The organism is Luteibacter sp. 9133 (assembly GCF_000800155.1).
In the GTDB taxonomy this organism is placed as follows: Bacteria; Pseudomonadota; Gammaproteobacteria; order Xanthomonadales; family Rhodanobacteraceae; genus Luteibacter; species Luteibacter mycovicinus.
The window spans coordinates 1,162,887-1,173,059 of record NZ_JUHO01000001.1; the positions used below are offsets into that span (position 1 = coordinate 1,162,887).

A 10,173-nucleotide genomic window follows, 5' to 3' on the forward strand; every position below is an offset into this window, starting at 1 on the left:
CTACACGAGATTGCGGGTTCTCAGCGGCCGTTGGCCCAGCCGGCCACGTACCGCTCCGGATAAATGCGCTGCAGGGCCAGCACCTTCGGCCGATCGTTGATTGCGATGTACATCGCGTCCGGATTCAGACGCATATAGTCCTGGTGCTCGTCTTCCGCGAGGTAAAAGCCCTTAAACGGCGTTACCTCCGTCACGATCTTCGACGAAAACGCGTGCGCCGCGGTCAGCTGGGCGATATACGCCTCCGCCACCTTCTTCTGCTCCGGCGTCGCATAGAAAATCGCCGACCGGTACTGCGTGCCCGAGTCGGGCCCCTGCCGGTTCAGCAGCGTCGGATCCTGCGCCACCGAGAAGAACACCTGCAGCAGCTGCCCGTACGACACCTGTGCCGGATCGTAAACGACCTTCACCGATTCGGCGTGTCCGGTATCACCGTCGCTGACATCGTCGTAATTGGCGTGGGCGGCGTCACCACCCGAGTAGCCGGTGCGGACGCTTTTCACGCCGCGGACGTGCTGGAACACGCCCTCGACGCCCCAGAAGCACCCACCGGCGAAGACGGCGGTGGCGTCGCCAGCGGCCGGTGCGGCATCGACGGTGGGGGTGGGCAGGCGGACACCCTCGTCGCGCGCCGAAGCGGCCGAGCAGGCGGTGAGGGCGAGGAGCAGAGCGGGGATCAGGGAAAGGCGCGGCATGAGTTTCTCCCGGTCGACATGACCTGATAGACCAGACCGGTGTACCCGGGAAAACCTGACACGGCGTGAAGGCCGCCTTCACAACTCTGTACCTACAGAATCGGGGTGCAGGGCCGATAAGCCATCGACACGCGCAACACGCTAGAGTCGTGCGCGTATTCGGCCAGCGTGGCTAAAGGAGCGAGGGGAAACGTGGCGTACGATTTAGTGGAGCGACGTGTCTTCGTGTCCGACCTGGAGGTCGGCATGTATGTCAGTCGCCTGGACTGTGACTGGTCCGACACGCCCTTTCCGTTGCAGGGCCTGCCCATCGAGTCCCGTGAGGACATCGAGTCGCTCAGTCGTTTCTGCAAATACGTCTTCGTGGACATGCACCGTCAGGTCGTCCCCGACAGCCGGTTCACCCCGCAGCGCATCGCGCCGAAGGCCGTTGCCACCCCCGCACCGCGTGCTGCGGCGAGCCTGCGTCTGGTCAGTCGACACGCGTATACCGACACGGCCTCGTTCGACGATGAGATGCCGCGCGCCAGAGAGGCGTTCGACACCGTCGCCGAGTTCGCCACGCGCATGGTCGACGACTTGCGGCATGGTCGGCCGGTCGAGCCGCAGGCTGTCGAGAACGCGGTGCGCCCCATGGTCGAGAGTGTGCTGCGCAGTGGTGACGCGTTCTTCTGGATCGAAAGCCTGCGGCGGCGCGATGGCTACACCTATCAGCACGCGATCGGCTGCAGCACGCTCGCCGCGGCCTTCGGGCGGCACATGGGCTTCGAAAGCGACGCTATCGTTAGTCTCGCCGCCGGCGGCCTGCTGATGGATGTCGGCAAGTCGCAGCTGCCTGAGGAACTGCTTAGTCGCGACGGACCGCTGAACGACGATGAATGGGGCCTCGCACGTCAGCACGTCAATGAAGGCGTCGCCATCCTCGATCACTCCGGTGTCGTCGACAACGAAGTGCGCGACATGGTGCTCACCCACCACGAACGTTACGACGGTACCGGCTATCCCTCGGGACTGGCCGGCACCGCCATTCCGCTCGCCGGGCGTATGGCCGCGATCATCGACACCTACCACGCGATGTCGACGCCGCGTCCGTACCGTTCGGCCGTGTCGCAGCATGTCGCCTTACGCGAGCTGTACGCCGGCCGCGACCGCGAATTCCAGGGCGAGCTGGTCGAACAGTTCCAGGCCTGCCTGGGGGTCTATCCCACGGGGACGCTGGTCGAACTCAACACCGGTGAGGTGGCCATCGTGATGGTGCAGAACCAGTCGCGCCGCCTGCAGCCGCGCGTCGCGATTCTCTCCCGGCCCGACAAGAGCGCGCTCGACGATTTCCTGATCGTCGATCTCATGCGCCAGGTGGATCTGGTGCGCCGTGAGATTCTCCGCACCTTGCCAGCCGGTTCGCACGGTATCGATCCGCGCGAGTACTTCGTCGCATGAGCGAACGGGCTTACATCCTGCCGGCGGTCCAGTCGATTCTCGACCGGTCGTCACCGGATGCCGGCCCGTGCGCCGTCCTGATCGTACGTCTGCAAGGTATGCGCGAGGCGCAACTGCGTTTCGGTTACGACTTCGGCAGCGACATCATGCTGGCCTCGCGCGAACGCATCGTCGATGCCGTACGCCATGTCGACACCGTCTTCGTGGCGGGAGATGACACGTTCGTGGTGGTTCTTCCGATGGTGCGTAACCGCACGCACGCGTTGCTTGCGGCGACCCGCATCGTCGGCGCGTTCGATGGCCCGCTGATGCAGGGTGAGCGTCCCTGGCACGGTCGCGCCGTCGTCGGTGTGGCCATCCATCCCGAGCATGGTGTGACCGCCGATTGGTTGTATCGCCGCGCGGAGCTGGCGCACGACGAAGCCCTGCGCATCGGCGAGGCCTTCGCCATCTACAAGCCCGACGTGACACCGGTAGAAATCCTCTACGGCGAGTTACGCGAGGACATCGAAGCCAACCGCCTGCAGGTCGCCTTCCAGCCGCTGCACGATCTGCGCTCGGGTGAAATGAACCGCGTGGAGTCGCTGGCGCGCTGGACCACCGCCGCCAACATCATCGTCCCGCCCAGCGATTTCATCCCCTTTGCCGAGCGCAGCGACCTCATCGTGCCGCTGACCCGCTGGAGCATCAACGCCTCGCTGCGGCATGCGGCGGCCCTGCATCGGGGTGGCTGTGCGCTCGACGTGGCGATCAACCTGTCGCCGCGTGTGTTCGTCGAGCAGGGCTTCGCCGAACAGGTGCTGGGCGCCATCGATATCTGGGGCGTGCCGCCCCAGTCCGTGATCGTGGAAATTACCGAGACGGCGCTGCTCACCGATCTGGACATGAGCGTGCGCGTCCTGCGTCGCCTGCGCGACTGCGGTGTACGCGTCGCCATCGACGACTTCGGCACGGGGTACGCGTCGTTCGCCTACCTGCGTCACTTCCCGGCGACCGAGCTGAAGATCGACCGCAGCTTCGTCGACGCGATGACCGGCGACAGCCGTACCGAACTGCTGGTGCAGGCGATGATCGACGTCGCCCACCGCCTGGGGCTGGAAGCGATCGCCGAGGGCGTCGAGGACGAGGCCACGCTGCGTCGCCTCGTCGAGATGGACTGCGATCTGGTGCAGGGCTATCACATCGGCCGACCCACCCCTGCGGAGTCGTTCGTCAGCGAAAGGCTGACCGCCGCATCAATGGTGTAGGCGCGCGCCTGCGCGCGACAAGGTTTCGCGAGGTCGTTTCGCGCGCGGGGCGCGCTCCTACAACGACAGGGTGCGGTAGCGGCGGTCGAGCATCTCAACCTGCGCGTCCAGGTTCGCCTCGTCGCCATCGTTGACCAGCACATCATCCGCGATCGCCAGGCGGTCTTCCCGGCTCGCCTGCGCCGCGATCATCTTCCTCGCCAGCGCCTCGTCGATACCATCCCGACGTACCAGCCGGTCGATCCGCACCGCCTCCGGCGCATCCACCACCAGCACCCGGTCGACCCACGCGTAATGGCGGTGGTTCTCCACGAGCAGCGGAATCGACAGGATGCAGTAGGCGCCCGTATCGGCTGCGACAGCCTCCCGCAACCAGTCACGAATGCGCGGATGGAGGATGCCCTCCAGTGTCGTCCGGGCCGACGGATCGTCGAACACGCGCCGGCGCATGGCCGCGCGGTCAAGGCGGCCCTCGTCGTCCAGCGCCCCGGGCCCGAACACGCGCGCTACCTCGGCAAGCGCCTCGGATCCCGGCTCAACCACGGCCCGCGATGCCGCATCCGCGTCGTAGGCGTGCACACCGCGCGCTTCGAAGCGGCGCTCGACCGCGCTCTTGCCCGATGCGATCCCGCCGGTAAGCGCGACGACGATGCCGCTCATCGGATGCCGCTGACCTGCATGTAGAGGGCGAGCAGGCGATCGCCCACCAGAAACCAGACCCAGCCCGCCGCGGCGAGATAGGGCCCGAAAGGAATCGGCACCTCGCGTCCGTGGCGACGAAACAGAATCAGCGCGCCGCCGACGATGGCACCGATCAGCGACGACAGCATGACGATCGGCAGCAGCGCGACCGGGCCCATCCAGGCGCCCAGCGCAGCGAGCAGCTTGAAGTCGCCGTGGCCCATGCCTTCCTTCCCGGTCAGCAGCTTGAACAGCCAGTAGACGCTCCAGAGGCTGAGGTAGCCGAGCAGGGCGGCGAGGATGGCGGAGGTCGGGGCGATCGGCAGGGGTTGCCAGGTGGGGATCAGACACAGGCCGAGACCGATCCACAGCAGTGGGTAGTTGAGCTCGTCCGGCAACAGTTGCGTGCGCGCATCGATGCCGGACAGCGCGATCAGGAAATACGTCAGCACCAGCCCGGCCAGGGCTCCCGGCGTCGGCCCGAAACGCCAGACCACGGCGGCACTGGCCAAGGCCGCCAGCAGTTCCACCAGCGGGTACTGGATCGAGATCGGCTCGTGGCAATAGCGGCAGCGGCCGCGCAACATCAGCCAGCCGAACAGCGGGATGTTGTCCCGGGCGGCCAGCGGGTGCTTGCACTTCGGGCAGTGCGACGACTCTTTCACCACGCCGGGCGGCAGCGCCTCGTCCACGGCGTCCAGTTCGAGGACTTCACGCGCCTGCTTGCGCCATTCCGCCTGCATGCGCGCAGGGACGCGGAGGATCACGACGTTGAGGAAGCTGCCGAACAGCAGGCCGAAGACACCGGCGAGGCCGATCCAGAGAGCGAGGGGCAAGTCGGGCATGGAAGATCCGTGGTCAAGAAAAAACCCTCCGCCCGCGAGGGCGAAGGGTTCCTATTGTGCATGGCTCGGCGGGTGTTCGGTCAGACCGTGCCGGCGAGCTTGAAGATGGGCAGGTAGAGGGAGACCACCATGCCGCCGACGAGCACGCCAAGGATCACCATGATCATGGGTTCCAGCAGCGTCGCCAGATTGTCCACGGCGTTGCTGACTTCCTCCTCGTAGAACTCCGCGACCTTGAAGAGCATCGCGTCGAGCGAACCGGATTCCTCACCGATGGCGGTCATCTGGACCACCATGTTGGGAAACAGCCCAGCCTGACGCATGGACAGCTGCAACTGGTGACCGACGGCGATATCGTCACGCATCTGCATGACCGCCTCGCCGTAGATCACGCTGCCAGTGGCACCGGCCACGGCTTCGAGAGCCTCGACCAGCGGTACACCCGCGTGGAAGGTGACGCCAAGCGTACGCGCGAATCGGGCGATGGCCGACTGGTGCATGATGTTGCCCATCACCGGCAGGCGCAGCATCACGCGCTCCAGGAAATGGGCGAACTTCGGCGAGCGTTTCTTGAAGTAGATCAAAGCAGAGACGCCGCCCACGATGCCACCGATCACCATCCACCAGTACGACTGCATGAACTCGGACGCGCTGACCACGAACTGGGTCGGTGCGGGGAGTTCCGCCCCGGCATCCTTGAACGTCTGCTGGAACACCGGTACCACGAAGAGCAGCAGGATCATGGACACCAAAAGCGCGACCACGAGAACCATGATTGGGTAGAAGAGCGCCTTCTTGATCTTCTTCTTAATGCTCTCCATGCGTTCTTTGTAGGTCGCCACGGTGTCCAGCACCGTATCGAGTACACCGGCCGCTTCGCCAGCATGAACCAGGTTACGGTAGAGCTCGTCGAACTCCACGGGATACAGGGCCAACGCCTCATGCAGCGACGAGCCGCCCTCGATCGACTGCTTGACCTCGATCAGCATGTTCTTGAAACGAGGGTTCTTCTGGCCGCCGGTGATGATCTCCAGCGCCTGCACCATGGGCACGCCGGAGGCCATCATGGTGGCAATCTGGCGGCTGAAGATGGCGACATCGCGCGCCTGCACTTTCTTGCCAGAGGCGCCAAACAGCGGTTTCGAGCGCTCGCGCACCGTCTGAGGGTTCATACCCTGCCGACGGAGCTCCGCTTTGACGAGCGAGGCATTCTTGGCCTGCATCTCGCCCTTCATGCGCTTGCCGCGCTTGTCCAGCGCGGTCCAGTCGTAGACGATCAATTGACTTACTGATGCGCGCGCAGCGCCGATGGCGCGCGCGTTCTTGGTGGCGGTGGCAATGGCCATGACGCGGTGTTCCCCCGGGTGGATGCCTCAGGTGGCCGCCGGCTGGCGGTCGGCCCCTGTTCTTATTCTAGTGTGAACGCAACGCGAGGTGGCTTTCTGCCATCCAGCGCACATCTTCACACGTCTCGTCCCCTGACGAGATGTCAGTCCTTGGTGACGCGGTTGATCTCGGCCAGACTGGTGACGCCGTTGCGGACCTTCAACAAGGCTGATGCCCGCAGATCGTTGATGCCGGCTTTTTTGGCCACCTCAGCGATCTGCATGGCGTTGCCGCCCTCCAGAACGATCTTCTGGATGTCCTCGACCATCGGCATGACCTGATAGATACCTACGCGGCCCTTGTACCCCTCGTTACAGCTGTCGCAGCCGACGGCCTCATACACGGTGATGCCAGCGTCGATTTCTTCCTGGGTAAAACCCTCGGCGAGCAGTGCGGCCGGTGGCAGGCTGATTTCCCTTTTGCAGTCGTGCAGCCGGCGGGCAAGGCGCTGGGCGATGATCAGGGTGACCGACGAGATGATGTTGTACGGGGCGATGCCCATGTTCATCAGGCGCGCGATGGTCTGCGGCGCGTCGTTGGTATGCAGGGTGGACAGGACCATGTGACCGGTCTGCGCGGCCTTGACCGCGATTTCTGCGGTTTCCAGATCGCGGATTTCGCCGACCATGATCACGTCCGGATCCTGGCGCAGGAAGGAGCGCAGAGCGGCCGCGAAGGTCATGCCGCGCTTGACGTTCTGCTGGACCTGATTGATGCCCTCGACGCGGATTTCGACCGGGTCTTCCACCGTGGAGATGTTGCGCCCCTCGGTGTTGAGGATGTTAAGGGCCGTATACAGCGACACCGTTTTACCGGAACCGGTCGGGCCGGTCACCAGGACCATGCCGTAGGGCTTTTCGATGGCATCGAGGTAGAGATTCTTCTGGACCTCCTCGTAGCCGAGTTTGTCGATGCCCAGCTTGGCGGACGAACCATCGAGGATACGCAGCACGATCTTCTCGCCGAACAGGGTCGGCAGGGTGCTGACGCGGAAGTCGATGGCGCGGGTCTTGGTCAGGTTGAGCTTGATACGACCGTCCTGCGGGACGCGGCGCTCGGCGATGTCCAGACCGCTCATGACCTTGAGGCGCGAGGCGATGCGGTTGCCCAGCTTGATCGGCGCCGTGGCGACGACGCGCAGGATGCCGTCCATGCGCAGGCGTACGCGGTAGACCGTTTCGAACGGTTCGAAGTGGATATCCGAGGCGCCGCGCTTGATCGCATCGACCAGGACCTTGTTGACGAACTTGACGATCGGGGCATCGTCGTTGGCGTTGGCATCGATGCCGGTGGCGACATCGCCGTCCTCGTCGGCACCCTCGAGCGCCAGTTCGTCGAGGTCGCCCTCACCGAAGGCCGGCACCGAGTTGTTCATCGCCGACAGGGCGCTGTCGATCACCCGGCGCAGCTGCGACCGGTCGACCAGTACCGGCTCGACCATGTGGTTCGAGTGGAATTTGATTTCGTCCAGCGCATGCGACTGCATGGGATCGGCGATGCCGACGAACAGGCGCTTGCCGCGCTTGAAGAGCGGCAAGGCCTGGTGCTTCGCGATGAGTGCCTCGGTCACCAGATCAAGCGGCATGTTGGCTGGGACCATTGCGCCGATGTCCATCAGCGGCATGCCGAACTCGGAAGACGCCACCTGGGACAGCTTGGCGCTGTCCACCAGGTTGTGGTCCACCAGCCACGCGGACAGGGACGAGCGCTTTTCGGCGGCGTCCTGGACGGCCTTGCGAACGTCGGCCTCGGCCATGACGCCCTCGGTGACGAGGCGCCGGGCCATGCCGGTAAGACCCGCCAGCATGGGCGAATGCATTTGTGAAGCCATGTTGGGTCCCGTTTCCCCGAGATACGCGCCTGAATCTACTCCAGATTGTTCATTTGGTCACGCGTGGACCTGTGAAGCCTGTCGCGATTCCTCCTGACGGAAGGCCGCGGAGAATGTCTCGTTTCGCCGCAGGGATATCCCTTATCATTCAACGACCAAAGGGGAGTTCTCTTGAGCCGTATAAGCATCATCCTGCCCGCCAAGAATGAGGCGGCTGCCTTGAAAGACCTGTTGCCGCGTCTAGTCGCCGCACAGCCGGGTGCCGAGATCGTTGTGGTGGACGATGGGTCGACCGACGACACTCCGGCGGTATGCGCGGCCGCAGGTGTCACCTGTCTTTCATCGCCTTATTCGATGGGCAACGGTGCGGCGATCAAACGCGGTGCCCGTGCGGCAATCGGTGAGATTCTCGTCTTCATGGATGGCGACGGGCAGCACGACCCTGAGGATATTGCCCGGTTGCTGGCCCGGCTCGATCAGGGTTACGACATGGTCGTCGGTGCGCGTGACTGGGAGAGCCAGGCGGGGGTGGGGAGGGGTGTCGCGAATACGGTTTACAATTGGCTTGCCAGTAAGATGACTGGGCAGCCGGTGGCGGACCTTACTTCGGGCTTTCGCGTCGCCCGCGCAGGGCGCTTTCGCGAGTTCATTCATTTATTGCCGAACGGGTTCTCGTATCCGACCACCAGCACGATGGCGTTCTTTCGCAGTGCCTATGGCGTGGCTTACGAGCCGATCAAGGCGGCGCAACGTGTTGGTAAGAGTCACATCAAACCGCTGAAGGATGGCGTGCGGTTCCTGCTCATCATCTTCAAGATCGCGACGCTGTATTCGCCGCTGAAGTTGTTTTTTCCGGTGAGTCTCGTTTTTTTTCTGCTTGGCTGCGCCAACTATGCGTGGACGTTTGTCCACGAGGGGCGACTGACTAATGGCAGCACGCTCATGTGGAGCGCGACGGTCATCGTATTTCTTATCGGCCTGGTCTCTGAGCAGATCACGTCGTTGATGTACGTGAAGAGTCGTGATGCCTGACGTCGCGCCAGACAGGGCGAACACCGTGCCGCGAGTCCAAGTTTTCATTCCCACCTATAACCGGCTGGGTCGACTGGGGGACGCCATCAGCAGCGTCTTGTCGCAAACGTGTGCCGGTATCGAGATCGTGGTATTGGACAACGCCTCTTCCGATGGTACAGCGGAGGCCCTAGGCCGATGGGCCGAAAAGTACCCCCAGATCCGCCATGTCAGGCACGTCAGCAATATCGGGATGATAGCCAATTTCAACGCCATCGCCGGGCTCGTTGACGCGGATTTTTTCACGGTCCTCACCGATGACGATACGTATGAACCGGATTTCATCGCAACCGCGCTAGGGTTGTTTGACGCGTGGCCATCGATCGACATGGTCGCTTGTGATGCGCCGACGCGCGTACATGGTGTTGTCAAGGGTAGCCAGCTTGACTATTGGCGCGAGGGGTTTTACCCCGCCGGGTCGGCATTGATGAAATGCTTTCTAGGCCACTACCCCTTGATTACCAATTGTCTTTATCGCGCTGCGCTTCGCGAAGATTTTTATTTTCATCCGGCGCTGGGCAACACTGGTGATGGCTATATCCTTACGTCGATTCTTGCCTCGCATGACGCCTACGTTTCTCGGTTCCGGTCTGGTTACTGGAACAATGACGGGGATAACGCCTCGTCCCTGCAGGCATTTGATCCGGTTCTCATCGCAAACACCGCCATTTACGAGTACGGGCTTTACCGGGCGCTGGTCCAGGCAGGGCGGTTGGCCAAGCTCTGGCTGCTGATTGCATGGTGCAAACGATGGACGACGTTACTTGTTGCCGCAGACAAGGCAGGATTTGACCAACTCCGGGTACAAACGAAAGTGGACCAGTCATTTGGCCCTTTCTCGCGGTTGTTGCTCAAGCTTCTGTGGCGTTTGCGCGTCATCCGGATCGTTCCGGGGATATTATCCGCGCTCAGGAGGCGGCAACGGGCGCGTCACAGGCAGAAGGACGGTCCCCGTGCGCGTTGACTCTACCGTAGAG

At 63.3% G+C, this 10,173-nt stretch carries 9 protein-coding genes; 4 read left to right on the forward strand and 5 right to left on the reverse strand.

Annotated features, from left to right (window positions below; translation table 11 throughout):
• Nucleotides 1-20: 20 nt before the first annotated feature.
• Entirely contained in the window at nt 21-695 is a 675-nt protein-coding gene (gene msrA, locus FA87_RS04985) for a peptide-methionine (S)-S-oxide reductase MsrA (protein ID WP_052191151.1), read from the reverse strand.
• A gap of 192 nt (nt 696-887) precedes the next feature.
• Between msrA and FA87_RS04990 the strand changes: the two genes are divergently transcribed.
• The gene (locus FA87_RS04990; RefSeq protein WP_036115129.1) at nt 888-2,135 is read left to right on the forward strand and encodes an HD-GYP domain-containing protein; all 1,248 of its coding nucleotides are present in this window, start codon (nt 888-890) and stop codon (nt 2,133-2,135) included.
• Nucleotides 2,132-3,382 (forward strand): GGDEF domain-containing phosphodiesterase, encoded by a 1,251-nt coding sequence (locus FA87_RS04995; RefSeq protein ID WP_043692790.1) that lies wholly within the window; start codon nt 2,132-2,134, stop codon nt 3,380-3,382. The genes FA87_RS04990 and FA87_RS04995 overlap by 4 nt, the downstream gene beginning before the upstream one ends.
• Before the next feature lie 57 nt (nt 3,383-3,439).
• On the opposite strand, the gene coaE is transcribed toward FA87_RS04995, so the two are convergent.
• The 4 genes from coaE to pilB form a co-directional block, all read right to left on the reverse strand.
• Entirely contained in the window at nt 3,440-4,042 is a 603-nt protein-coding gene (coaE, locus tag FA87_RS05000) for a dephospho-CoA kinase (protein ID WP_043692792.1), read from the reverse strand.
• Entirely contained in the window at nt 4,039-4,908 is an 870-nt protein-coding gene (locus tag FA87_RS05005) for an A24 family peptidase (protein ID WP_043692795.1), read from the reverse strand. Before FA87_RS05005 ends, coaE begins: the two co-directional genes overlap by 4 nt.
• Before the next feature lie 80 nt (nt 4,909-4,988).
• Complete coding sequence (locus FA87_RS05010) at nt 4,989-6,254, reverse strand: type II secretion system F family protein (RefSeq protein WP_043692798.1); 1,266 nt, start codon at nt 6,252-6,254, stop codon at nt 4,989-4,991.
• Between the two features lie 143 nt (nt 6,255-6,397).
• Nucleotides 6,398-8,125 carry a type IV-A pilus assembly ATPase PilB gene (gene pilB, locus FA87_RS05015; protein WP_043692801.1) on the reverse strand — a complete coding sequence of 576 codons (1,728 nt, stop codon included), beginning with the start codon at nt 8,123-8,125 and terminating at the stop codon, nt 6,398-6,400.
• Nucleotides 8,126-8,296: 171 nt separating this feature from the next.
• On the opposite strand from pilB, the gene FA87_RS05020 reads away from it, so the two are divergent.
• Both FA87_RS05020 and FA87_RS05025 read left to right on the forward strand, forming a co-directional pair.
• Nucleotides 8,297-9,157: a glycosyltransferase family 2 protein gene (locus tag FA87_RS05020; RefSeq protein WP_043692804.1), complete on the forward strand. Its 861-nt coding sequence runs from the start codon at nt 8,297-8,299 to the stop codon at nt 9,155-9,157.
• On the forward strand, nt 9,150-10,160 hold the full coding sequence (locus FA87_RS05025; RefSeq protein ID WP_043692807.1) for a glycosyltransferase family 2 protein: 1,011 nt from the start codon (nt 9,150-9,152) through the stop codon (nt 10,158-10,160). The genes FA87_RS05020 and FA87_RS05025 overlap by 8 nt, the downstream gene beginning before the upstream one ends.
• Nucleotides 10,161-10,173: the final 13 nt, after the last annotated feature.